The 23830-nt window shown below is 63.3% G+C and carries 20 protein-coding genes; 11 read left to right on the top strand and 9 right to left on the bottom strand.

All coding sequences use genetic code 11. The annotated features are described in order from the left end of the window. Nucleotides 1–6: 6 nt before the first annotated feature. The 7 genes from AC1VON_RS22255 (at nt 7) to AC1VON_RS22225 (ending at nt 7082) form a co-directional block, all read left to right on the top strand. Nucleotides 7–714, top strand: a complete 708-nt coding sequence (locus AC1VON_RS22255) for a DJ-1/PfpI family protein (RefSeq protein ID WP_483124851.1) — start codon at nt 7–9, stop codon at nt 712–714. A 122-nt stretch (nt 715–836) separates the two neighbouring features. Beyond that, nucleotides 837–1571, top strand: coding sequence for a FadR/GntR family transcriptional regulator (locus AC1VON_RS22250; RefSeq protein WP_172350312.1), 735 nt, complete (start codon nt 837–839; stop codon nt 1569–1571). After that, nucleotides 1568–2755, top strand: coding sequence for a PLP-dependent transferase (locus AC1VON_RS22245; RefSeq protein ID WP_483124850.1), 1188 nt, complete (start codon nt 1568–1570; stop codon nt 2753–2755). The genes AC1VON_RS22250 and AC1VON_RS22245 overlap by 4 nt, the downstream gene beginning before the upstream one ends. 29 nt (nt 2756–2784) lie before the next feature. Then, entirely contained in the window at nt 2785–4062 is a 1278-nt protein-coding gene (locus tag AC1VON_RS22240) for an ABC transporter substrate-binding protein (RefSeq protein WP_172350314.1), read from the top strand. A gap of 176 nt (nt 4063–4238) precedes the next feature. Beyond that, nucleotides 4239–5162, top strand: coding sequence for a carbohydrate ABC transporter permease (locus AC1VON_RS22235; protein ID WP_172350315.1), 924 nt, complete (start codon nt 4239–4241; stop codon nt 5160–5162). Beyond that, the gene (locus tag AC1VON_RS22230; protein WP_172350316.1) at nt 5162–6010 is read left to right on the top strand and encodes a carbohydrate ABC transporter permease; all 849 of its coding nucleotides are present in this window, start codon (nt 5162–5164) and stop codon (nt 6008–6010) included. The genes AC1VON_RS22235 and AC1VON_RS22230 overlap by 1 nt, the downstream gene beginning before the upstream one ends. A 4-nt stretch (nt 6011–6014) precedes the next feature. Further along, nucleotides 6015–7082 carry an ABC transporter ATP-binding protein gene (locus AC1VON_RS22225; protein ID WP_483124849.1) on the top strand — a complete coding sequence of 356 codons (1068 nt, stop codon included), beginning with the start codon at nt 6015–6017 and terminating at the stop codon, nt 7080–7082. Nucleotides 7083–7183: 101 nt separating this feature from the next. Here AC1VON_RS22225 and rpmG read toward each other — a convergent pair whose 3' ends face one another. The 8 genes from rpmG to AC1VON_RS22185 form a co-directional block, all read right to left on the bottom strand. Further along, nucleotides 7184–7351 carry a 50S ribosomal protein L33 gene (gene rpmG, locus AC1VON_RS22220; RefSeq protein WP_006201775.1) on the bottom strand — a complete coding sequence of 56 codons (168 nt, stop codon included), beginning with the start codon at nt 7349–7351 and terminating at the stop codon, nt 7184–7186. A gap of 154 nt (nt 7352–7505) precedes the next feature. Next, nucleotides 7506–7964 (bottom strand): YqfO family protein, encoded by a 459-nt coding sequence (locus AC1VON_RS22215; protein WP_483124848.1) that lies wholly within the window; start codon nt 7962–7964, stop codon nt 7506–7508. Between the two features lie 92 nt (nt 7965–8056). Then, nucleotides 8057–9235, bottom strand: a complete 1179-nt coding sequence (locus AC1VON_RS22210) for an MFS transporter (RefSeq protein WP_172350319.1) — start codon at nt 9233–9235, stop codon at nt 8057–8059. 78 nt (nt 9236–9313) lie between these two features. Continuing rightward, the gene (locus tag AC1VON_RS22205; RefSeq protein ID WP_056572180.1) at nt 9314–10054 is read right to left on the bottom strand and encodes an NUDIX hydrolase; all 741 of its coding nucleotides are present in this window, start codon (nt 10052–10054) and stop codon (nt 9314–9316) included. Nucleotides 10055–10129: 75 nt separating this feature from the next. Then, nucleotides 10130–10564: a DUF983 domain-containing protein gene (locus AC1VON_RS22200; protein WP_172350320.1), complete on the bottom strand. Its 435-nt coding sequence runs from the start codon at nt 10562–10564 to the stop codon at nt 10130–10132. Continuing rightward, complete coding sequence (rnr, locus tag AC1VON_RS22195; RefSeq protein ID WP_483124847.1) at nt 10564–12870, bottom strand: ribonuclease R; 2307 nt, start codon at nt 12868–12870, stop codon at nt 10564–10566. Before rnr ends, AC1VON_RS22200 begins: the two co-directional genes overlap by 1 nt. 6 nt (nt 12871–12876) lie before the next feature. Then, nucleotides 12877–15513: a type I DNA topoisomerase gene (gene topA, locus AC1VON_RS22190; protein WP_483124846.1), complete on the bottom strand. Its 2637-nt coding sequence runs from the start codon at nt 15511–15513 to the stop codon at nt 12877–12879. 373 nt (nt 15514–15886) lie between these two features. Next, on the bottom strand, nt 15887–16264 hold the full coding sequence (locus AC1VON_RS22185; protein ID WP_172350323.1) for a COG4315 family predicted lipoprotein: 378 nt from the start codon (nt 16262–16264) through the stop codon (nt 15887–15889). A gap of 279 nt (nt 16265–16543) precedes the next feature. Here AC1VON_RS22185 and AC1VON_RS22180 point away from each other — a divergent pair, with 279 nt between their 5' ends. The 4 genes from AC1VON_RS22180 (at nt 16544) to AC1VON_RS22165 (ending at nt 21696) form a co-directional block, all read left to right on the top strand. Then, nucleotides 16544–17290, top strand: coding sequence for a cytochrome c biogenesis CcdA family protein (locus AC1VON_RS22180; RefSeq protein ID WP_172350324.1), 747 nt, complete (start codon nt 16544–16546; stop codon nt 17288–17290). A gap of 160 nt (nt 17291–17450) precedes the next feature. Then, entirely contained in the window at nt 17451–18827 is a 1377-nt protein-coding gene (gene glmU, locus AC1VON_RS22175) for a bifunctional UDP-N-acetylglucosamine diphosphorylase/glucosamine-1-phosphate N-acetyltransferase GlmU (RefSeq protein ID WP_483124845.1), read from the top strand. Between the two features lie 201 nt (nt 18828–19028). Continuing rightward, nucleotides 19029–20852 (top strand): glutamine--fructose-6-phosphate transaminase (isomerizing), encoded by a 1824-nt coding sequence (gene glmS / locus AC1VON_RS22170; protein WP_483124844.1) that lies wholly within the window; start codon nt 19029–19031, stop codon nt 20850–20852. Nucleotides 20853–20943: 91 nt separating this feature from the next. Further along, entirely contained in the window at nt 20944–21696 is a 753-nt protein-coding gene (locus AC1VON_RS22165; RefSeq protein WP_483124843.1) for a DUF502 domain-containing protein, read from the top strand. Here the strand turns inward: AC1VON_RS22165 and recG are convergent. Continuing rightward, nucleotides 21648–23756, bottom strand: a complete 2109-nt coding sequence (recG, locus tag AC1VON_RS22160) for an ATP-dependent DNA helicase RecG (protein WP_172350327.1) — start codon at nt 23754–23756, stop codon at nt 21648–21650. The two genes, AC1VON_RS22165 and recG, sit on opposite strands and share 49 nt — an antisense overlap. Nucleotides 23757–23830 lie beyond the last annotated feature (74 nt).

Below are 23830 nucleotides of genomic sequence, written 5' to 3'. Positions count from 1 at the left end.
AGTTCCATGACCCTTCGCTTCGGCATCCTCGTCTTCCCCAATGTCCAGCAGCTCGACCTCACCGGCCCTTATGAAGTCCTGGCATCGGCAAAGGGCGCCGAGGTGGAATTGATCTGGAAGGATCGCAATCCGGTCATGTCGTCGACGCGACTGTTGCTGTACCCGACGGCGACCTTCGACGATTGCCCTCCTCTCGATGTGCTGTGCATACCGGGTGGCGGCGGCGTCAACGCGCTGCTGGAGGATCAGGCCGTGCTCGAGTTCGTGCGGGAGCGCGCGGCTCAGGCGCGCTACGTCACCTCGGTGTGCAGCGGTGCCCTGGTGCTGGGTGCAGCCGGCCTGCTCAAAGGCAAGCGGGCGACGACGCATTGGTACGCGCATGATTTCCTCGCCGAGTTCGGCGCCATCCCAGTCGACGAGCGAATTGTCGAGGACGGAAACTTGATAACCGCCGGCGGCGTCACCTCGGGGATCGACTTCGGCCTCGCCCTTGTCGCCAGGCTTCTCGGTCAGGCCGAGGCCGAAACGGTGCAGCTTTCGCTCGAATATGCCCCGGCGCCTCCGTTCCAATCGGGCACGCCCGCACAGGCTTCGCCTTCCGTGCTGGCGGAAGCAAAGGAGCGGCTCGCGGGTTCAAGGCGGGTTCGCGAGGACATGTTCGCGCGCTGGCGCGCCACTCGCGCAGCCGCCACGCCGGCGCGAAGCCACGCTTGAACTGATGGGCCGAACGGCGCGCCGTTCGGCCCATCTTCGTTTCGGCTGTTGACACATCTCTCCGTCTGTGCAGAAATTGGTTGGACCATTGGACCACTTGTGCATCGCTTCGGGGAGGAAGTGTGGACCAGAACAGCCTGCCACCCATTCAGACGACGGCGCGCGATGACGCTGTGCTGAAGGCATTGGTGGGCTTTGTTCGCGCCGAAGCCTTGCAGCCCGGCGAGCGGCTTCCGACCGAGCGTATCCTGGCCGAGCGGCTGAAGGTCAGCCGCAACACGGTGCGCGAGGCGCTGACGCGGTGGGAAGGGCTTGGTCTCGTCGAGCGCCGGCAAGGCAGCGGCACCTATCTCAAGGCGGCTGTGTCGCCCGACATGCTGCATATGCCGCTGACGCTGGCGGGCGGCAACGACTTCACCAGCCTGATGCAAACGCTTGAAATCCGCCGCGCGCTGGAGGCGGAGGCCGCGGCTCTTTGCGCCGAGCGGGCGAGCCCGGCCGACATCGCCGAGATCGAGCGCAAGCTCGACATCATGGAGCAGGCATTCCGTACCCGCGACGGCATGTCGTCTGAAGAGGACTGGGAGTTCCACCAGGCGGTCTACCGCGTCTCCGGCAATCCGCTGTTCGAACAGATCATCGCAGCCATGCACGAGCTGTTCCATCGTTTCTGGGAGCATCCGCTGGGCGTGCGCGATTTCGGTCACGCCAGCTTTCCCTACCACCGCACCATCTATGAGCGCATCGCCGCGCGCGACCCGCAGGGGGCCCGCGCCGAGGCACTCAAGCTGATCGCCACCGTCGAGGACGATCTCAAGCGCGGTGCCGCCAAACTCAAACTTCCGAGCCAGACATGAACGAGCATCCGAGCGGTTTCGATCACGATTATCTTGCCGAGGCGGCGACACTGCTGGCGCATGACGAACCGTTCCCCGGTGGCGCGGTGGTGCCGCCGATCTACCAGACCTCGCTGTTCACCTTTGCCAATTATGCCGAGATGGCCGACACCTTTGCCGGCAAGCGAAGGCAGCCGATCTATTCGCGTGGCGACAATCCGACGGTAATGGAATTCGAGGCGCGTGTTGCCGCCCTTGAGGGCGCCGAGGCCGCGCGCGGCTTTTCCAGCGGCATGGCGGCGATCAGCGCCGCGGTGCTTGCCTTTGTCGGGGCGGGCGAGCGTATCGTTGCGGTGCGGAACTGCTACGGCGATGCCTACCGGCTGTTCGAGCGGCTTCTGCCGCGGCTCAATATCAAGGTCGATTACGTCGACGGTTCCGATCCCGATGCGGTGGCGGCGGCACTTCCCGGCGCCAAGCTGCTCTATCTGGAAAGTCCGACCTCGATGATGTTCGAGCTGCAGGATCTGCCGCATCTGACCCGGCTGGCCAAGGAACAGGGCATCGTCACCACTATCGACAACTCCTGGGCGACGCCGGTTTTCCAGAAGCCGATCATGCATGGCGTCGACCTGGTGCTGCATTCAGCATCGAAATATCTCGGCGGCCACAGCGATACCGTCGCCGGCGTGGTGGCCGGCTCCGCAGCGCATATCAAGCACATCAACGAACAGACCTATTCCTATCTCGGCGGCAAGCTGTCGCCGTTCGAAGCATGGCTGCTGCTGCGCGGCCTGCGCACGCTGCCGCTGCGCCTGCCGCACCATATGAAGAGCGGGCTCACCATCGCCGAGCGGCTGAAGGCGCATGCCAATGTCGAGCGCGTCAACCATCCGGTTTATTCGAACCATCCGGGCAAGGCGACGCTGGCAGGCTATGCCGGTCTGTTCTCCTTCGAGGTGACGGACGATATCGACATCCCCGTCTTTGTCGATGCGCTGAAGTTTTTCCGCATCGGCGTCAGCTGGGGCGGGCATGAAAGCCTGGTCGTGCCGGCCAAGGCGTCACTGGAGCAGACGCCGGGACTGAATTCGATGGCGCGCTTCGGCGTCAGCCCCCGAACCATCCGCTTCAATGTCGGATTGGAAAGTGTCGAAGACCTCTGGGCCGACGTCGCCCAGGCCTTCGAAAAAGCCAGAAAATAACAAGCGGGTTCAAAATGGGAGTCTTGAACATGAAAAAACTGACCATCATGCTTGCCACCGTTGCGGGGTTGGCGATTTCCGCCGGGAGCGCGCTGGCCGATTCGACCCTGAAGATGGTCGAAGTCATCACCAGCCCGCCGCGCACCGAATTCCTGAAAAAGCAGATCGCCGAGTTCGAGGCGGCCAATCCCGGCGTCAAGGTCGAGCTGATCTCGCTGCCCTGGGGGCAGGCCTTCGAAAAATTCCTGACCATGGTGCAGGCCGGCGATACGCCCGACGTGGTCGAGATGCCGGAACGCTGGATGGGTCTCTATGCTAACAATGCCCAGCTCGAGGACCTCGGCCCCTACATGGCCAAGTGGGACGATGCCAAGACGCTCGGCGACCGTGCCAAGCAGTTCGGTTCGACGGTCAACAACACGCAGTTCATGATCCCTTACGGCTACTATGTGAACGCGCTGTTCTGGAACAAGAAGCTGTTCAAGGAAGCCGGCCTCGACGGTCCGCCGGCCACGCTCGACGAGTTCGTCGCCGATTCCAAGAAGATCTCCGCCATCCCGGGCAAGTATGGCTACTGCCTGCGCGGCGGGCCGGGCGCTTTCAACGGCATGCACATGTTCATGAACATCGCCGCAGGCAAGGGCGGCTACTTCAACGAGGACGGCACCTCGACCATCAATGACGAGGGCTCGGTCAAGGGCCTGCAGATGCTGGCCGACATGTACAAGGACGGGCTGGCGCCGAAGGATGCGGTGAGCTGGGGCTTCAACGAGACCGTCACCGGCTTCTATTCCGGCACCTGCGCCATGCTGAACCAGGATCCGGACGCGCTGCTCGGCATCGCCGACAAGATGAGCGCCGACGACTTCGCCGTGGCGCCGCTCCCCGTTGGTCCGAGCGGCAAGTCGTATCCGACGCTCGGCTATGCCGGCTGGGCGATGTTCGCCAATTCGCAGCACAAGGACGACGCCTGGAAGCTGATGGCGACGCTGCTTTCGCCCAAGGACAATCTGGCATGGGCCAAGGAAGTCGGCGTCGTCCCGATCCACAATGGCGCCGACCAGGATCCTCATTTCAAGACCGAGCAGTTCAAGGGCTGGTTCACGGAACTGAGCGACAGCTCCAAATATGAAATGGTGACGCCGCCGACGCATCTGGAAAATCTCGGCAACTTCGTCGACCAGGTCGCGATCAAGAACTTTCAGGAAGTGCTGCTTGGCCAGAAGACCGCCAAGGACGTCGCGGACCAATGGGCTGCCTTCCTGACCAAGGAACAGCAGGACTGGCTGGCGAAGAACAAGAAGTAGTTTTGTTCCCTTCTCCCCGTTCGCGGGGAGAAGGTGTCACGAAGTGACGGATGAGGGGCGGCGCAACGCCTCGATAGACTGGCGCTGCCCTTCATCTGCCTGCCGGCATCTTCTCCCCGCAAACGGGGAGAAGGACGCTGTCCCCGACGCCGCTCCAGGGAGCCGATCCTCACCCAATGACCTATGCCGTGTCCGAAATACGATCCGCCGGCAAGCCGCGCCGCAAGCGGCTGTCGCATGCCGTCATCGAGCCCTGGCTCTATCTCAGCCCGGCGATCATCCTGCTGATCGTGGTGCTGTTGGTGCCGCTGATCATCGGCATCAGCTACTCCTTCCGCAAATTCTCGGCCTTCAAGTCGGAATATGTTGGGCTCGGCCAGTATCAGGCAATGCTGTCGGATCAGGTTCTGGGGCAAGCCCTGATCAACACGCTGTGGTGGACGATCGCCAGCCTGTTCTTCCAATTTTTCCTCGGCCTTGGCCTGGCGCTGCTGCTCGACAAGCCGTTCTGGGGTCGCAAGTTGGTGCAGGCTCTGGTGTTCCTGCCCTGGGCCGTACCGTCCTTCCTGTCCGGGCTGACCTGGGCCTGGCTGTTCAACCCTATCATCGGGCCGCTGCCGCATTGGCTGTACGCGCTAGGGCTCAAGGCAGAGCCGACCAATGTGCTCTCCGATCCCGCCACGGCGATGTGGGGGCCGATCGTCGCCAATGTCTGGTTCGGCATTCCGTTCTTCGCCATCACGCTTCTGGCGGCGCTGAAGTCTATCCCGTCCGAAATGCACGAGGCGGCGGCGATCGACGGCGCTTCGCCCTGGCAGCGCTTCACCAAGGTGACGCTGCCATTCCTCGCGCCGACCATCGCCATCACGGTGATGCTGCGCACCATCTGGATCGCCACCTTCGCCGACCTGATTTTCGTCATGACCGAGGGCGGGCCGGCTGGTTCGACCAATACAGTGCCAGTCTATATCTATGTCAGCGCCTTCAAGTCACTGGACAAGGGCTATGCCTCGGCGGTGGCCGTATTGCTGCTCGTGCTGTTGATCGCCTATGCAATCGCGCTGATCGCCATCCGCCGCTCCCTGGTGAGGCACGTCTGATGATCGCGGGACGCTCTGCTTCACAACGGTTCTTTGGTGGTATCGGCCTCTACGCGGCGATCGCCGCCTATGTGATCTTCGCCCTGTTCCCGATCTACTGGACGCTGAAGATCTCGGTGACGCCGGAGCGGCTGCTCTATTCCGAAGGCATCACCTTCTGGCCGTCGCGCACGACGTTGCAGAATTTCGTCACCGTGCTCGAGGCCACCGATTTCCCGCGCTATTTCCTCAACAGCGTCATCGTCTCCGTGTCGACGGCGGCATTGGTGACGGTGATCGCCACGCTCGCCGGTTACGCCATGTCGCGTTTCACCTTTCGCGGCAAGGCGGTGCTGGCGCTGATGCTGCTTTTGACCCAGACTTTTCCGCTGGTGATGGTCATTCCGCCGATCTACCGCGTCATGGGTCAGATCGGGCTGATCAACAGCCTGACCGGGCTGATCGTCATCTACACCGCCTTCAACACCGCCTTCGCCACCTTCCTGATGCAATCCTTCTTCGATGGCATCCCGAAGGATCTGGAAGAGGCGGCGATGATCGACGGTTGTACGCGTGCGCAGGCAATGCGCCGGGTGATCGTGCCGCTGACGCTGCCCGGCATGGGCGCCACGCTCGGCTTTGTCTTCACCGCCGCCTGGAGTGAGCTCTTGTTCGCGCTGATGCTGATCTCCAGCGACGACCAGAAGACCTTCGCCGTCGGCTTGCTCACCTTCATCGGCAAATTCGCCGTCGACTGGGGGCAGATGATGGCGGCGTCGATCCTGGCGCTGATCCCTGTCTGTATCTTCTTCGCCTTCCTGCAACGCTATCTCGTCACCGGCCTGACCGCCGGCGCCGTCAAAGGATAGACCGATGGCCTCTGTCACGCTCGAAAAGGTCCGCAAGGATTACGGCGCCGTCCGCGTCCTGCATGCGGTCGACCTTGAAATCGCCGACGGCGAATTTGTCGTTCTGGTCGGTCCATCCGGCTGCGGGAAATCGACATTGCTGCGCATGATCGCCGGGCTGGAGGAAGCCTCCGGCGGCGAGATCCGTATCGGTGAGCGATTGGTCAACGATGTGGCGCCCAAGGATCGCGACATCGCCATGGTCTTCCAATCCTATGCGCTTTATCCGCACATGGATGTGTCGAAGAACATGGGCTTCAGCCTGATGCTGCGCAAGGCCGAGAAGCCGGCGATCGATGCCAGGGTGGATGGCGCGGCCAAGCGGCTGGGCCTGGACACCTACCTTCAGCGCTTGCCGCGGCAGCTGTCCGGCGGCCAACGCCAGCGCGTCGCCATGGGCCGCGCCATCGTGCGTGATCCCAAGGTCTTCCTGTTCGATGAGCCGCTGTCCAACCTCGATGCCAAGCTGCGCGTCCATATGCGGGCCGAGATCAAGGCGTTGCACCAGCAACTGAAGACCACCTCGGTCTATGTCACGCACGACCAGATCGAGGCTATGACCATGGCCGACCGGATCGTCGTCATGCATGACGGGCTGATCCAGCAGGTTGGCGCGCCGCTCGATCTCTATGACCGTCCGGCCAACGTGTTCGTTGCCGGTTTCATCGGCTCGCCGGGCATGAATTTCCTGCCGGCGACGGTTCGCAAGGGCGAGGTACCGGAAGCGGTGCTGGCCGATGGCCAGGCGCTGAGACTGCCGGATGGCCCGCCGCTCAGCGACGGCGATGCCATTACCATCGGCCTGCGGCCCGAGCATATCCGGTTGGCCGATGACGGCGCGCTACAGGGCGAGGTAGGGGTCGTGGAGCCGCTCGGCCTCTCGACACAGTTCTACGTCGCGCTGGCCGGCCAGCAGCTTTGCGTCTTTGCCATGGGACGCGCCGGCGTCAAGCCCGGCGACATCGTGCGGTTGGCGGCCGATCCGACGTCGCTGCATCTGTTCGATCCGAAAAGCGGCGATCGCATCGGCTGAAGGAAATTCAGCCGGGCTGAGGGAACCAGACCGCAGCCTCTGCTCTGCAAACAAAAACGCCGCCCGATGGGCGGCGTTTTTGTTTACAGGGAAAACCCAGATTACTTGATCTTGGTTTCCTTGAATTCGACGTGCTTCTTGGCGACCGGATCGTACTTGCGGAACGACAGCTTGTCGGTCTTGGTACGGCTGTTCTTGCTGGTCACGTAGAAGAAACCGGTGTCGGCGGTCGATAGAAGCTTGATCTTGATGTTTGCGGCTTTGGCCATGGTATCAGTCCGTTCGTTCGTGGAGTTTTGGCCGCTGGAGCACGGGGAAAACACCCGGACGCGGGAAACTTGGCGCGACACATAAAGAACGTGCTTGGAAAGTCAAGCCCGGCGGACCTGATGCGGCCCGTCCGGGTAGCCCACTACGCGTAAATCAGACGTTTTCCGTCTCCGACGCCGCAACCTTCTTCCAGTCTCCGGTCGTGTTCCACCAACGATTCGGGTTGGCGCGGTCATCCAGCCCCTTGGACCGGCTGGCGAGGATCGGCTGGAGGCGGATCACCGGCTCCTGATAGGAATGGGCCTGGAAAATCGCCTCGACGACGCGGCTTGCCAGCGCCTGGTCATCCGGCAGTTCGAATGAAACCTCGACCGTGCCCGGGCGGCGGCGCAATTCGATTTCGGCGCCGGCCGCGGCCCCTTCAAGCGGCCTGTAGCGCTCGATGCCGTGTCCCGACTGATAGGCGTTGCGGTCGTATTTGCCCATGGCCAGCGGGGCGATCGCTACGACCGCGTCCATGATGCGGTCGACATCCGCGGCCGGGGCCTGGAAGGTCACAAGCAGCAGGAGCGTCATTCGCAATGATGTGGTTTCAAAGCCGCTGTCGATCATGGGAGTGTCCTCAACTTCCGTTTTTGGGGGACACTCTTTTAACCTGACGCTGCTGACACGGTTCTGTCAGCAGCGGTCGCTGTCTCAAAGGGTCAAAGGAGTATCTTGCGGACGAGCCTGACGCCAACCAGCGCCATGTAGGCGCCAAAGAACAGGCCGAGCGACCAGCCGAAACCGGACGGACCGAACGCGTCCATGCCGATGCCGATCGCCTGCGGGCCGAGCACCATGCCGACACCATAGCAGAGCACGAAGGCGGCGTTGGCGGATGCCAGTTCATGGCCGGAAAGTTGCGAGCCGAGGTGGGCAAGGCCGATCGTGTACATGGCGGCGACAACGCCGCCCCAGACGAACAGAAGGGCGGCCATCAGGTGCCAATTCTGGGCGAAGAAGGGCATGAAGACCGTGCCGGCAAGGCCGACGGTGGCGCAGGCGAGCAGCAGATAGCGGCGGTCGCTGACCCGGTCGCTGATCATGCCGATCGGTATCTGCAGCAGCACATTGCCGAGACCGATCATGGTCAGCAGCAATGCGGCGTCGGCTTCCGAATAGCCGATGCGGTTGCCATAGATCGGAAACAGCGCGAAGCCTCCGGTTTCGACCGCACCGAATACCAGCACGGCGGCGGTCGCCGATGGCACCAGCCAGATGTAGCGAAGGAAGTTGCTGGTCTCGCCATCGGCAACGATGGAGGGGCTTTCATTGCGCGCGGCCAGCACCGGTATCGCGGCCAGCGTCACCAGTACGATGATGACGCCGAACGGCCTGAAGCCGGAGCTGCCAAGATGGGCGAACAGCCACGGTCCGGCGGCAAAGCCGAGCGACAGGACGGTGGCGTAGATGCCAAGCACAAGACCGCGCCGGTGCGGCGGTGCCGACGTGCTGATCCAGAATTCCGACAGGATGAACAGCACCGTCAACGCGATATGAAGCACGATGCGCAGCGGAAACCACATCCAGAAGTCGGGCGCGAAATGGAAGCCGACGAAGGCGAGGGCGCCGGCGGCGATCATCCCAATCATGGTCCAGGCGACGCCGAAGCGCATGGCGAGCGGTGTGGCTAACGGCGCACCGGCGATCGAGGCCAGGCCGGCGACGGCGGTGTTAAGGCCGATCATCGAAGCCGAGTGGCCCCGCGTTTCCAAGATGACGCTGAGCAGGGGCATGCCGAGGCCAATGGCGATGCCGACGACGCTGATCGACGAGATCGCCGCCACCATCGGCAGCCAGTGTACGCGTTCGTCGCCCTTGGGTTGGGTATCGACCGTCATGGGATGCTGAATACTCTGTCTCTTTGATCTTACGCAATTCCGGGCGGAAAACCGCGTCACACTTTTCCTGGAATTGCCCTACAGAAGTTCGCGGGTGAAGCGGTTGCGGACAAGCCGGTAGAAGGGGACTGGACCGCCCGGACGCAGCAGCGGATCATGGGCGAGGCGCTTTTCCAGCTCGTCCAGGATCATTCGCGTGATGTCGGGTATGTCGGCTTCCCGGGCTTTGGCGAGCGGCAGCCAGACCAGTTCCTCGAGTTCGTTGGTCGGCCCGCCGCCGGGCAGTTCGACGGCGACATCGTTGCGCCAGGCGCTGAAGAAACGGGTATCGAAGCGGCGTATCCGGTTGGGTGGGGTGATGGCGCGCGCGATGAAACGCAGCGTTTCCAGTGACGGTCTTACGCCGTGTTCGACAAAACCCTGCCAGTCACGCTTGTCGGTGGCAAAGGCGGCCTTCTGGCCTATCAGCAGCCCGGCTTCCTCATAGGTCTCGCGAATCGCTGACAATGCGACAGCCCGGGCTCGCGCGGCACTGGTGCGGCCGGGACCAGCAAGCAGCTTTGCTTCCTCATCGCGGTGCAATGCGGTAGCGGTCGCGACGCGGCTATCCGCCGGATCAGTGCGGCCGCCGGGAAACACGAACTTGCCTGGCATGAACGCGTGGCCGGCATGACGGCGGCCCATGAGCACCAGCACCTCATCGCCCTTGCGGTCGAGCAGGATCAGCGTCGCGGCGTCACGCGGACGCAGAGGCCGGCCGCTATGTGCGGCAAGACCCTTGTCGAGCTTGTCGACGTCCACCTTGGTCATTGCTTCCATGCGCAGGGACCTAGCGGAAACTTCTGGCAAGCGAAAGTGGCCTTTCACGGTCGGTATGTTGCGCCAGCCGGAGCTCTAGGCTCTCGGATGAGGCTCAATCCCATCCTTTTCGCCGCCGAAGCCGTGCATATAGAACGCCCATTGCAATCCGATGACGGCGCCTTTGACAGGTTGCAGCAGCGCTACCGACAGCAAGATGGTCAGGGGCACCCAGATGAGGATGTGCTGCCAGGTGGACAAGGTCGACGTCGCTTCCACGCCCATGAAGGCACCGAGAATGATGTGGCCGACGATGACGATGACCAGATAGGCCGGCAGATCGTCGGCGCGATGGTGATGGATCTCCTCGCCGCAGACGCTGCAGGTCTCGACGGTCTTGGTGAAGCCGCGAAACAGCTTGCCTTCGCCGCAGTTCGGGCAGCGCCCCAAAAAGCCACGCTTCATCGCCGTCCATAATGGGCGGGCAACGCGGCCCGACTGATGTTCGCCGCCGAAAACCTGTTGTTCCATTATCGTCTCCTGCCGCGCGACCCCGGTCGCGATTGCGACGCACGGGCGCGGCCCTTAGCCTTGTGAAACGACCTGGTGGAGCCTGGTAGGGGCTTCGGGTCGGTCAACATCTCGAAACGCATCGCGCCGGCCATGGGTGCCACCTCGACGAGCCGAACCTCGACGCGGTCCGCGAGCTGGTAGCCTTTTCCCGAGCGTTCTCCGAACAGGGAGCGGGCCGTTTCGTCATATGTATAGTAATCGCCGCCCAGAGTTGAGACGGGGATGAAACCATCGGCGCCATATTGCGGCAATTGGACAAATAGTCCTGATTTGGTGACGCCGGAGATGCGGGCGTCGAAGCGCTCGTCGATGCGTTCGGCGAGATAGGCTGATATCAGTCTGTCAACCGTGTCGCGCTCGGCCGCCATGGCGCGCCGTTCGGTGCCGGAGATCAGCACCGCGACATCCTCGAGCCGCGCTTCCTCGTCCTGCGTCAGCCCGCCGGGACCGAGGCCGAGTGCGGCAATGAGTCCGCGGTGCACGATCAAGTCGGCGTAGCGGCGGATCGGCGAGGTGAAATGCGCGTAGCGCCTGAGGTTGAGGCCGAAATGGCCGATATTCCCGGGTGAATATTCGGCCTGGCTCTGCGAGCGCAACACCACCTCATTGACCAGTGCCTCGTTGTCGGCGCCATGCACGCGCTCAAGAATGCCGTTGAACTGGCTGGGCCGCATCTGCGCCCCGCGCGCCAGCGATAGTCCAAGCGTTGCCAAGAATTCGCGCAGCGATTCCTGCTTGGCGAGCGAAGGCGCGTCGTGGACACGGTAGACCAGCGCCTGCTTCTTCGCCTCCAGCGTCTCGGCCGCGGCGACATTGGCCTGGATCATGAATTCTTCGATCAGCTTGTGGGCATCGAGCCGTTCCGGCACGATGACGCGATCGACCGTGCCATCCGGCTTGAGCAGGATCTTGCGCTCCGGCAGGTCGAGTTCGAGCGGCTGGCGGCCGTCGCGACCGCGCTTGAGGATCGCATAGGCATCCCATAGCGGCTTCAGCACCGTGTCGAGGATCGGGCCGGTCTTGTCGTCCGGTGCGCCGTCGATCGCCGCCTGGGCCTGTGGGTAGGCGAGCTTCGCCGCGGACTTCATCATCACGCGGTGAAAGGAGTGCCTGATCTTGTGGCCATCGGCGGAGAAGGTCATGCGCACCGCCAGCGCCGGCCGGTCCTGGCCTTCGCGCAGCGAGCAGAGGTCGTTGGAAATACGCTCGGGCAGCATTGGCACGACGCGATCCGGGAAATAGACCGAATTACCACGCTTCAGCGCCTCGCGGTCGAGTGCCGTGCCGTACCGGACATAGGCGGCAACATCGGCGATCGCGACAGTGGCGATCACGCCGCCCGGATTCTTTTCGTCCAGGTCAGGCGTCGCGAAGACAGCATCATCATGGTCCTTGGCGTCGGCCGGATCGATGGTGACCAGCGGCAGGTCGCGCCAGTCCTCACGATTGGCCATCGTCGCGGACTTCACCGCCTCCGCCTCGGCGATGACGTCGGCCGGGAAGATGTGCGGAATGTCGTGGGCATGAATGGCGATCATCGAGACCGCCTTTTCGCTGGTCAGCGAACCCAGCACGTTGAGCACCTTGGCTCTCGGCAACCCATAACGGGAGGCGCGTGCCGGCTCGACCTCGACCAGGTCGCCATTCTCAGCCCCGTTCTGGAATTCCTTGTCGACGATCAGCTCCGGCTGGCGCCGTTCCACTGGTTCGATGCGGAAGGTACCGTCCTGCAGCACGCGGAAGACGCCGAGAACGGCATCGTTGCGCTTCTCGAAGATCTTCATCACCCGTCCGGTATAGGCGGGGCCTGAGGGGTCATCGGTCGGGAAGGTCTTGGCCAGGACGCGGTCGCCGATGCCCGGCGCTGGTCCGTTGCCGCCGCGCGACACGCGGATCGACACGACGGGTGGTTCGCCCGTGCCCACGGACTCCGCCGGATGCGCCAGCAAGATACCGTCGCCGTCGCGGCCGAAAATGTCGAGCACGGCGACATGGGGCAGGGCGCCGACGCGGGCCAGCCGCTTGCGCTCCTTGGTGAGTACGCCCTCATCCTGCAGGTCACGCAGGAGATCTTTCAGCCAGATGCGGTCGTCGCCGCGCAGCGCGAACGCCTTGGCGATGTCGCGTTTTCCCGCCCGGTCGGGATTTTCGGCGATGTAGCGCAGGATCTCATCGCGCGATGGCTTGTAGTCGTCCTTGACCTTGGCCCTCGTGTCGGCGGTGCGCGGATCGCCGTGGCTTCTTCCGGTGATCCTGCGCGCCACGCTGTCCTACCCTTTTTTCTTCGCGGTCGGCTTCTTCGCAGCCGGCTTTTGGGCCGCTGTTTTCTTGGCCGCCGGTGCCTTGGCCGCTGCCGCCTTGCGGAACGGCTTCTTGCCGCCGCCGCCCTTGGCTTCCTTCTCGGCAATCAGCGCCAGAGCGTCCTCAATCGTCACCGACTGCGGATCCTTGCCCTTGGGCAGCGTGGCATTGACCTTGCCGAAATTGACGTAAGGCCCGTACTTGCCGTCGCGCACGACGATCTTGCCGCCGCCGTCCGGATGGTCGCCAAGTTCCTTCAGAGCCGCCGCCGTGCCGCCATTACGGCCGCCCTTGCCCTTGGATTGCTTCTCGGCAATCACCGTGACGGCACGGTTGAGACCGATGGAGAACACGTCCTCAATGCTGTCCAAATTGGCGTAGGTGCCATCATGAAGGACGAACGGACCGTAACGGCCGAGCCCGGCCGAGATCATCTTGCCGGATTCGGGATGTTTTCCCACGTCCCGCGGCAGACCTAGCAGCGCGAGCGCCTTCTCATGGTCGATGGAGTCGGGCGTCCAGCCCTTGGGCAAGCTCGAACGCTTGGCTTCCTTGCCGTCGCCGCGCTGGATATAGGGGCCGAAGCGGCCGGAGCGCAGGGTGATTTCCTCAGCCGTGTAGGGATCCTTGCCGAGCACCTTGGTGCCGTCCTCGCCGCCGCCATTCTCGCCGTTCGGATTGGCGGCGTCACCGAGCTGGCGGGTGAATGAGCATTCGGGATAGTTCGAGCAACCGACGAAGGCGCCGAACTTGCCGAGCTTCAGCGACAGATTACCAGTGCCGCATTTCGGGCAGATGCGCGGGTTCGAGCCGTCCTCGCGGGTAGGGAAGACCAGCGGCGCCAGTTCCTCGTTGAGCGCGTCGAGCACGTCGGTGACGCGCAGTTCCTTTATGTCGGCGACCGCGCCCGAAAAATCCTTCCAGAAATCGCGCAGCACGTCTTTCCAGGCAAGCTTGCCATCGGAGATCTCGTCGAGCTTTTCCTCGAGCGAGGCGGTGAAGTCGTATTCGACATAGCGCTCGAAGAAACTTTCGAGGAAGGCGGACAACAGACGGCCCTTGGCCTGCGGCACCAGCCGGCGCTTGTCGATCGTGACGTAGTCGCGGTCCTCGAGCGTCTTGAGGATTGCCGTGTAGGTCGACGGCCGGCCGATGCCGAGCTCTTCCAGCTTCTTGATAAGCGAGGCCTCGGAATAGCGCGGCGGCGGCTCGGTCGTGTGCTGGGTGGCGTTGATCGCCTGGCGGGCAAGCTGCTCGCCGGCGCGGATCTCCGGCAGACGACGGTTTTCCTCGTCTTCCGCGTCGTCGTCCTTCTGGTCGGTGTAGGCGGCGATGAAGCCGTCGAAGCGGACGACCGACCCGACGGCGCGAAGCTCGGCGGTGCGGGCGCCATTGACGGCCTCGATCTCGACGGTGGTGCGCTCGATTTCGGCCGGCTGCATCTGGCTGGCGATGGCGCGCTTCCAGATCAGCTCATAGAGCCGCAACTGGTCGGAATCGAGATACTGCCTGACCGATGCCGGGGTGCGCATGAAGTCGGTCGGGCGGATCGCTTCGTGCGCTTCCTGGGCGTTCTTGGCCTTGGCGGTGTATTGGCGCGGCTTCTCCGGCAGGTACTTTGGGCCGAATTCCTTGGCGATGGCGTCCCGAGCACCGGAAATGGCCTCGGGTGCCATCTGCACACCGTCGGTTCGCATATAGGTGATCAGGCCGGTGGTCTCGCCGCCGATCTCCATACCTTCATAGAGGCGCTGCGCCACCTGCATGGTGCGCGTGGCCGAGAAACCGAGGCCAGACGAGGCGGCCTGCTGCAGCGTCGAGGTGGTGAAGGGCGGGCCGGGGTTGCGCTTTGTCGGCTTGGCTTCGACGGACAACGCCTTGAAGGTCGCGCCCTCGAGCATCGCCTTGATGTCGTCGGCCTGCGCTTTGTTCGCAATGTCTAGCTTTTGCAGCTTCTTGCGCTCGAAGGCGGTCAGGCGCGCCTCGAAAGTCTCGTTGCGCGGCGTGCCGAGGATGGCGGCGATCTGCCAATATTCCTCGCGGATGAAGCGTTCGATCTCGGATTCACGGTCGCAGACCAGGCGCAGAGCCACCGACTGGACACGGCCCGCCGAACGGGCGCCCGGCAATTTGCGCCATAGAACCGGCGACAGCGTGAAGCCGACGAGATAGTCGAGCGCCCGGCGGGCGAGATAGGCATCGACCAGCGGCGCATCGATCTGGCGCGGATTGGCCATGGCTTCCAGCACCGACGATTTGGTGATGGCGTTGAAGACGACGCGGCTGACGGGCTTGTCCTTCAGCGCGCGCTTCTGCTTCAGCACTTCCAGCACATGCCAGGAAATGGCCTCGCCTTCGCGATCAGGGTCGGTGGCGAGGATCAGGCCGTCGGCATCCTTGACCGCCTTGGCGATGTCGGCGAGCCGCTTGCCCGATGCCGTGTCGACCGCCCAGGACATGGCGAAATCTTCATCCGGGCGCACCGAGCCGTCCTTGGCCGGCAAATCGCGGACATGGCCGAACGAAGCCAGAACCTTGTAGTTCTTGCCCAGATATTTGTTGATTGTCTTAGCCTTGGCCGGCGATTCGACGACGACGACGTCCATGAGGTCTCTTATCTGCTGTGATGCGCCAGAAGAATTCCGCTGCGCGCGACGAAATCTCGTTTCTGTTTGTCGCTCACATGGCCGCGCTTTTGCATCCGGTCAAGGGGAAGCGCCCAAATTGCGAGGTCGCCGGCAGCAATACACTCTAAGAGTGTATGGAGAAAATCACAGAATTTCAGCTCGAGGTGATGATGGTGCGGAGTCGGCCGAAACGACCTGTTTTGGTTTTTCGGCCGAGTCGCGAACAGCCGGCACGATGGCGCGCGCAGGCTATGCCGTGATAGGCAGATAGGTGCTGGCCGCCGGACTTGCTTGGAAGGATACACGGCGGCCAGTTCTTGTCCCGCCAACAAGCGGGAATGGGTGCGAAGACTCAGTTGGCCTTGACGATGTGCCAGACTTCGCCGACGCCGTCGCCATTCACGTCGCCGGCCTTCTTGTCTTTGATGAAGGTGTAGACGGGCTTGCCATCATAGGCCCACATCTTGGTGCCGTCGGTGCGGTCGACAACGCTCCATTCGTCGTCGGCCTTGGCGCCGGCTTCGGCCTTCAGCGGCGGCCAGTTGGTGGCGCATTTGTCGTAGCAGTTCGACTTGCCCTTCTCGTCCTTGTCATAGGTGTAAAGCGTCATGCCCATGGCGTCTGTGTAGATCTTGGTGCCATTGACCTCTGCTTCCTTCCACGCGTCAGCGGCGAAGGATGCGGCGGTGCTGAGCAAAAGTGCTGCCAGCCCTACGGTTATGGTTTTCATGGAAATCTCCCTGATATCTGGAGACACGCGGGAAATCGCGGCCTCACAGCGTCAACGCCTTTCGATCGCGGTATCTTCCCGAGAGGCTTGTGGGACATCGGCAGCTGGCGGCCGCAGTTGCCAGTAACAATTCCCTCGGTTCGGTCGTACTAGACGGGTGGCGCTACTGAATTCGGGGCCATTGCGATTGCCCGAACAGCGACCGGTTGCCACACATTGGTGATTGGCGCACAGGTCAGGGCGTCGCTATATCGTCGCCAAACAGTCGGAGCTCAGGGAATGGCATTGGACATCGGCTATGTCAGCGCGGTCGGGGCGGGGGCTATCTCGTTCCTGTCGCCATGCGTGCTGCCGCTGGTGCCGCCGTATCTCTGCTACATGGCCGGCGTGTCGGTCGACGATTTTCGCGGCAATGCGGGCGTGACGGCCAGGGAAGGCACGCGTGGCGCGCTGCTTTATTCCTCGATCGCCTTCGTGCTCGGCTTCTCGACCGTGTTCGTGGCGCTCGGCGCCGGCGCCTCGACCATCGGCCGGCTGCTGCGCGTCTGGCAGGAGCCGCTGGCGATGGCCGCCGGCGTGCTGATTATCCTGATGGGCCTGAATTTCCTCGGCATATTGCGCATTCCGCTGCTGTCGCGCGAGGCGCGCTTCCAGTCGCAAGGCAAGCCGGCCAGTGCCGTCGCCGCCTATGTCATGGGGCTGGCCTTCGCCTTTGGCTGGACGCCCTGCATCGGCCCGGTGCTGGGGCCGATCCTGACGTTGGCCGGCGGGCGCGAAACGGTGGGCGAGGGCGCTCTGCTGCTCGCCGCCTATTCGCTTGGGCTTGGCATACCCTTTCTGATCGCGGCGCTGTTTTCCGGCGCCTTCATGCGCTTCCTCGGCAAATTCCGCGTCCATCTCGGCCGGGTCGAAAAAGCGATCGGCGCGCTGCTGGTGGTCGCCGGCGTGTTTTTCCTCACCGGCGGCGTGCAGACGGTGTCGTATTGGCTGCTGGAGAATTTTCCGGTGCTGGGGCGGCTGGGGTAAGGCCGCAACTGCGGCATTTGCCATAAAATATCGGACAGTGGACCTACTGATTAAAAGTCACTTGCTCGACCATCTCACCGGAATTTAACCGCATTGGTGCAGCATGGCGCCACTGCTATCCTGTCTTGATTCCCAACCCTTTTCCTATGGTTGTCCGCCCATGAGCCAGAGATCCTGCCTGTCTGTCATCCTCGCCGCTGGCGAAGGCACGCGCATGAAGAGCGCGCTGCCGAAGGTGCTGCATCCGATCGCCGGCCTGCCGATGGTCGCCCATGTGGTGAAGGCGGCCGACGCCGCCGGTGCCAGCAGCGATGCGATCGTCATCGGCCATGGCGCGGAAGAGATGCGCAAGGCGGTGGCGAAGTTCTCACCCAAGGCCGAGACCTTCGTGCAGGACAAACGCCTGGGTACGGCGCACGCCGTTCTTGCCGCCCGTGAAGCGATATCAAGGGGTTATGACGACATCCTGGTGATGTTCGGCGACACGCCGCTGATCGATGCGGAGGCTCTGACCCTGGCGCGGATGAAACTCGCCGAAGGCGCGGCCGTCGCGGTGATCGGCTTCCGAACGCCCAATCCAAACGGCTATGGCAGGCTGGTCGAAAAAGGCGGCAAGCTGATCGCCATCCGCGAAGAGAACGACTGTTCCGAAGCGGAGAAGAAAATCACCTTCTGCAATGCCGGCATGATGGCGGTCGCCGGCACCCATGCGCTGAAGCTGCTCGACGCGGTCGGCAACAAGAATGCCAAGGGCGAGTATTATCTGACCGACATTGTCGAGATCGCGGGCGCGCAAGGCTTCGATGTCGTCGCCACCGAAGCCAGTTTCGAGAATGCGCTCGGCATCAACAACCGCGCCGAACTGGCGCAGGCGGAGGGCATCTGGCAGCAGCGTCGACGCCAGGAGGCGATGCTGTCGGGCGTGACGCTGATCGCGCCGGAAACGGTCTATTTCTCGCACGACACCGAGATCGGCGCCGACACGCTGGTCGAACCCAACGTCTGGTTTGGCCCGGGCGTGAAGATCGCCGGCGGCGCCAAGATCCATGCCTTCAGCCATATCGAAGGCGCCACCATCGCGGCCAATTGCGATGTCGGGCCATTCGCTCGGCTGCGGCCAGGCGCCGATCTCAGGCAGAAGGCCAAGGTCGGCAATTTCTGCGAGGTCAAGCAGGCTGTTGTCGAGGAGGGCGCCAAGGTCAACCATTTGACCTATATCGGCGATGCCCGCGTCGGCGCGGGCGCCAATATCGGCGCCGGCACCATTACCTGCAACTATGACGGCTATTCGAAATTCTTCACCGAGATCGGCGAGGGCGCCTTTGTCGGCTCGAACTCCTCGCTGGTGGCGCCGGTATCGATCGGCAAGGGCGGCTACATTGCATCGGGCAGCGTCATCACTGAAAGCGTGCCCGACGACGCGCTGGCCTTCGGCCGCGCCCGCCAGAAGACCATTCCCGGCAAGGGCAAGGAATTGCGCGAGCGATTTGCCTCGGCCGCGGCGGCGAAGAAGAAGGCCGCTGGCGCCGATCATTAGCGGTCAGTCGGCGGGCTTTGTTTCTTCCTGAAGCAATTGAAATCCGATCAATTGCAGTAACCGGATTGCAAGAGCGGTCTGGCATGGTGCATGCGTGCGCAAGCGTCCGTTACAGCGGGCGAAATGCAATGTGACTTTCGCGGCGGGCCAGCCATCCCTAAATAAGCGCTGGTTTTGCATGGGGAATCGGGGACTGTCTGCATGTGCGGTATCGTTGGAATCGTCGGCCACTCGCAGGTTGCGCCGCTCATCGTCGACGCGCTGAAGCGGCTCGAATATCGCGGTTATGACTCGGCCGGCGTGGCCACCATCGAGAAGGGTGAACTTGGCCGCCGGCGCGCCGAAGGCAAGCTGATCAACCTCGAACGCCGGCTCAAGGACGAGCCGCTGGACGGCACGATCGGCATCGGCCACACGCGCTGGGCGACGCATGGCGTGCCCAACGAGACCAATGCGCATCCGCATTTTTCCGACGGTGTCGCCATCGTCCACAACGGCATCATCGAGAATTTCGCCGAGCTGCGCGATGAGTTGATCCGCGACGGCTATTCCTTCTCCTCGCAGACCGACACCGAGGTCGTCGCACATCTGGTGGCGCGCGAACTGGCCAGGGGGCGCAAGCCCGTCGAGGCGGCGCACCAGGCGCTGAAGCGGCTCGAAGGCGCCTTTGCGCTGGCCATCATGTTCAAGGGCGACGAAGACCTGATCGTCGGCGCCCGCAACGGCCCGCCACTGGCCGTCGGCCATGGCGACGGCGAGATGTTCCTGGGCTCCGACGCCATTGCGCTGGCGCCCTTCACCAATTCGATCACCTATCTCGAGGACGGCGACTGGGCGGTGGTGCGCCGCGACAGCGTCGCCATCTTCGACATCGACGGCAGACAAGTCGAGCGCAAGCGCCAGCAGTCGCTGTCGACCTCCTTCATGGTCGACAAGGGCAACCGGCGCCATTTCATGGAGAAGGAGATCCATGAGCAGCCCGAGGTGATCTCGCACACGCTGGCGCATTATGTCGACTTCGTCTCCGGTGTCTCCAAACCGCTCGACCTGCCGTTCGACTTCGCCAAGATCGGCCGGCTGGCGATCTCGGCCTGCGGCACCGCCTATCTCGCCGGCCTGATCGGCAAATACTGGTTCGAGCGCTATGCGCGGCTGCCGGTCGACATCGATGTCGCCTCGGAGTTCCGCTACCGCGAGATGCCGCTGTCGGCCAACGATGCCGCCTTCTTCATCTCGCAGTCGGGCGAGACCGCCGACACGCTGGCCTCGCTGCGCTATTGCCGCAAGGCCGGCATGAAGATCGGCGCCGTCGTCAATGTTCGGGAATCGACCATGGCGCGCGAATCCGATGTCGTGCTGCCGACACTTGCCGGACCGGAGATCGGCGTCGCCTCGACCAAGGCCTTCACCTGCCAGCTCTCGGTGCTGGCGTCGCTTGCGGTGCGGGCCGGCGTGGCACGCGGCACGATCTCGAAGGATGAGGAGAAAACCCTGGTGCGGGCGCTTTCGGAAGCGCCGCGCTATGCCAACCAGGTGCTCAAGCTCGAAGAGCAGATCGATCGCATCGCGCGGGACCTGTCACGCTACTCCGATGTGCTCTATCTCGGCCGCGACACCAATTTCCCGCTGGCCATGGAAGGCGCGCTGAAGCTCAAGGAAATCTCCTACATCCATGCCGAAGGCTATGCGGCGGGCGAGCTGAAGCACGGGCCGATCGCGCTGATCGACGAGAACATGCCGGTCATCGTGATCGCGCCGCATGACCGCATCTTCGAGAAGACCGTGTCCAACATGCAGGAAGTGGCGGCGCGCGGCGGCAAGATCATCCTGATCACCGACAGCAAGGGGGCGGCACAGGCGAGCGTGAAGACGATGGAGACGATCATCCTGCCGGACGTGCCCGAAATCATCTCGCCGATCATCTATGCGTTGCCGATCCAGATGCTGGCCTATTTCACCGCTGTCTTCATGGGCACCGACGTCGACCAGCCCCGCAACCTGGCGAAATCGGTCACGGTGGAGTAGGGGCCTCAACAGGCGCTCTTTAAAAACTTCGCAGTTCCAAACGGCCGTCCGGTTCACTAATGTTGCGCTGCAACCCGCGCCCCGGTGAACCATGTCCGATGCTCCGAAGACCTCCGGCATGACCCGGCTGAGGAACTATTTCCTCACAGGCTTCATCGTCTGCGCACCCCTGGCGATCACCGCCTATATCGCCTGGTCGTTCATCGGCTGGGTCAATTCCTGGGTAAAGCCTTATATTCCGGCGCGTTATAGCCCCGACACCTACTTGCCGTTTCCTGTTCCGGGATTCGGGCTGATCGTCGCGCTGATCCTGATCACGCTGATCGGTTTCCTCGCCGCCAACATTGTCGGCCGCGCCATTGTCGGTTTCGGCGAGCGCCTGCTTGGCCGCATGCCGCTGGTACGCGGTATCTATGGCTCGCTGAAGCAGATCTTCGAGACCGTGCTGTCGAACAAGGGCGACATGTTCCGTCAGGTCGGATTGGTCGAATATCCCCGCAAGGGCGTGTGGTCGCTGGTCTTTGTCGCCAGCGAAAAAGAAACCGAGATCAATGAGAAGCTCGACCAGGAAGGCGATCCGCTGATCGCCGTGTTCATGCCTTGCACGCCGAATCCGACAACCGGATTCCTGATGTACGTGCCGAAGTCGGACATCGTGCTGCTCGACATGACGATCGAGGACGGCGCCAAGCTGATCGTCTCCGCCGGGCTGGTGGCGCCCGAGGTGAAGACGAAATTGGTGACGCTCAACGGCGAGCCGATCAATGGAACGGTCGCCAATCCGCCGCTAGGGCCTCATCCGGCGCGCAAGAGCCGCACCGCCTCGTCGCGGCCGAACAAGTAGAGCAGCAGGCGCAGCGCCTCGCCGCGGTCGGACTGCAGCTCAGGGTCGCGCGACAGGATCAGCCTCGCATCATCGCGGGCGGCTTCCAACAAGTCGGCATGCGCCTCTATCCGCGCCACCTGGAACCCCGGCGTGCCGGACTGGCGGGTCCCCAAAAGCTCGCCTTCGCCGCGCAATTTCAGATCTTCCTCGGCGATCAAAAAGCCGTCCTCGGTCTCGCGCATCACCGACAGCCGGCGTTTTGCGGTCTCGCCGAGCGGATCCTTGTAGAGCAGCACGCAGGAGGAGGGCTTGTCGCCGCGCCCGACGCGGCCGCGCAACTGGTGCAACTGCGCAAGGCCAAAGCGTTCTGCATGCTCGATCACCATGACGGTGGCGTCCGGCACGTCGACACCGACCTCGATGACCGTGGTGGCGATCAGGATGCGGGTCTCGCCCTCCTTGAAGGCACGCATGGCCTCGTCCTTCTCGGCGCCCTTCATGCGGCCATGGACGAGGCCGATGCGGTCGCCGAACAGCGGCTTCAGCGAAGCGAAGCGATCCTCGGCCGACATCAGCTTGATCTCTTCCGATTCTTCCACCAACGGGCAGATCCAGTAGATCTTCTGGCCACCGGCGACCGCGTCCTCCATGCGCCCGACCAGTTCGTCGAGACGCTCAAGCGGCAGCGTGACTGTGCGGATCGGCTGGCGGCCGGCCGGTTTTTCCGTCAGCTTCGAGACATCCATGTCGCCGAAGGCGGTCAGTACCAGCGTGCGCGGGATAGGCGTCGCGGTCATCACCAGCATGTCGGGCGCATCGCCCTTGGCGGTGATGGCGAGCCGTTGGTGAACGCCGAAGCGATGCTGTTCGTCGATCACGGCAAGGACCAGGTCGTGGAAGGTGACCGTCTCCTGGAACAGCGCATGGGTGCCGACGACGATATCGATCTCGCCGCTCGCCAGACCAGCCAGCGTTTCGGTGCGTTCGCGGCCCTTCTCGCGGCCGGTGAGGATGGCGATGCGCAGCCCGACCTTGGCGGCAAGTGGCGCGATCGTCGCCAGATGCTGGCGCGCCAGGATTTCGGTCGGCGCCATCAGTGCCGCCTGGCCGCCCGCCTCGACGGCGCGCGCCATGGCAAGCAGAGCGACCACCGTCTTGCCCGAACCGACATCGCCCTGCAGAAGCCGCAGCATGCGCTCGGGGTCGGCAAGGTCTGCATTGATTTCGCCGAGCGCGAATTCCTGGCTTGTGGTCAATGAATAGGGAAGGGCCGCACGCAATTTCTCGACGATGCGGCCGTCGCCGACCAGGGGGCGCCCAGACAGACGGCGGATCTTTGCCCGCACCAGCGCCAGCGAGACCTGGCCCGCCAGCAACTCGTCATAGGCAAGACGCCGCCAGGCAGCGCCGTCGATGGAAACGTCGATCGGGTCTGCTGGATTGTGGATACGGATGAGCGCATCGGCAAAGGTGGGAAAGGTGTGCCGGCGCATGAAGGCGCCGTCCTGCCATTCCGGTAATTCGGGCAAGCGCGCCAGCGCCTGGCCGATCGCCCGGCGCAGCACCTTGCCCGAAAGCCCCGCGGTCAGCGGATAGACCGGTTCGACCAGCGGCAGGTTTTCCGCCTCGCTGGCCAGCGCGATATGGTCGGGGTGGACCATGGTCGGGCGGCCATTGAACCATTCCATGCGGCCCGAGACCACGACAAGCTCGCCGACAGGCATCGCCTTTTCGAGGTAGGCGGCGTGCGCATGGAAAAAGGTCAGGCCGATTTCGCCGGTATCGTCATGGGCGTAGACCCTGTAGGGCACCGACCTGTTGCCGCGCGGCGGCGGCTGGTGGCGGTCGATGCGCACGTCGAGCGTGACGATCTGGCCTTCCGCGGACCCTGCGATCCCCGGCCGGCTGCGGCGGTCGATGACGGTATGCGGCAGCACGAACAGAAGGTCGCCAGCGCGGGCCGCGCGATCGCCAAGATCAGCGGCGACGACCTTCTCGATCAGCGCGCCAACCTTCGGCCCGACGCCGGCAAGCGAAGTGATCGGGACGAACAGCGGATCGAGGATGGAAGGACGCATAATGTCAGCTTATGTTGCGACGGTGTCAGCGCAAGGCTGACAGCACCTTCTATCCACGCTATATGCGCCGCAGC

The organism is Mesorhizobium sp. HAY1-8B, assembly GCF_056868045.1.
The sequence above is the reverse complement of the archived record's forward strand: the minus strand, read 5'-3'. Positions and strand labels throughout refer to the sequence as shown.

What these genes read in the sequence shown, in the direction of transcription:
- AC1VON_RS22255 (WP_483124851.1), top strand. Translation starts at nt 7, where the DNA reads ATGACCCTTCGCTTCGGCATCCTCGTCTTCCCCAATGTCCAGCAGCTC.
- AC1VON_RS22245 (WP_483124850.1), top strand. Translation starts at nt 1,568, where the DNA reads ATGAACGAGCATCCGAGCGGTTTCGATCACGATTATCTTGCCGAGGCG.
- AC1VON_RS22240 (WP_172350314.1), top strand. Translation starts at nt 2,785, where the DNA reads ATGAAAAAACTGACCATCATGCTTGCCACCGTTGCGGGGTTGGCGATT.
- AC1VON_RS22235 (WP_172350315.1), top strand. Translation starts at nt 4,239, where the DNA reads ATGACCTATGCCGTGTCCGAAATACGATCCGCCGGCAAGCCGCGCCGC.
- AC1VON_RS22230 (WP_172350316.1), top strand. Translation starts at nt 5,162, where the DNA reads ATGATCGCGGGACGCTCTGCTTCACAACGGTTCTTTGGTGGTATCGGC.
- AC1VON_RS22225 (WP_483124849.1), top strand. Translation starts at nt 6,015, where the DNA reads ATGGCCTCTGTCACGCTCGAAAAGGTCCGCAAGGATTACGGCGCCGTC.
- rpmG (WP_006201775.1), bottom strand. Translation starts at nt 7,351, where the DNA reads ATGGCCAAAGCCGCAAACATCAAGATCAAGCTTCTATCGACCGCCGAC.
- AC1VON_RS22215 (WP_483124848.1), bottom strand. Translation starts at nt 7,964, where the DNA reads ATGATCGACAGCGGCTTTGAAACCACATCATTGCGAATGACGCTCCTG.
- AC1VON_RS22210 (WP_172350319.1), bottom strand. Translation starts at nt 9,235, where the DNA reads ATGACGGTCGATACCCAACCCAAGGGCGACGAACGCGTACACTGGCTG.
- AC1VON_RS22205 (WP_056572180.1), bottom strand. Translation starts at nt 10,054, where the DNA reads ATGGAAGCAATGACCAAGGTGGACGTCGACAAGCTCGACAAGGGTCTT.
- AC1VON_RS22200 (WP_172350320.1), bottom strand. Translation starts at nt 10,564, where the DNA reads ATGGAACAACAGGTTTTCGGCGGCGAACATCAGTCGGGCCGCGTTGCC.
- topA (WP_483124846.1), bottom strand. Translation starts at nt 15,513, where the DNA reads ATGGACGTCGTCGTCGTCGAATCGCCGGCCAAGGCTAAGACAATCAAC.
- AC1VON_RS22185 (WP_172350323.1), bottom strand. Translation starts at nt 16,264, where the DNA reads ATGAAAACCATAACCGTAGGGCTGGCAGCACTTTTGCTCAGCACCGCC.
- AC1VON_RS22180 (WP_172350324.1), top strand. Translation starts at nt 16,544, where the DNA reads ATGGCATTGGACATCGGCTATGTCAGCGCGGTCGGGGCGGGGGCTATC.
- glmU (WP_483124845.1), top strand. Translation starts at nt 17,451, where the DNA reads ATGAGCCAGAGATCCTGCCTGTCTGTCATCCTCGCCGCTGGCGAAGGC.
- glmS (WP_483124844.1), top strand. Translation starts at nt 19,029, where the DNA reads ATGTGCGGTATCGTTGGAATCGTCGGCCACTCGCAGGTTGCGCCGCTC.
- AC1VON_RS22165 (WP_483124843.1), top strand. Translation starts at nt 20,944, where the DNA reads ATGTCCGATGCTCCGAAGACCTCCGGCATGACCCGGCTGAGGAACTAT.
- recG (WP_172350327.1), bottom strand. Translation starts at nt 23,756, where the DNA reads ATGCGTCCTTCCATCCTCGATCCGCTGTTCGTCCCGATCACTTCGCTT.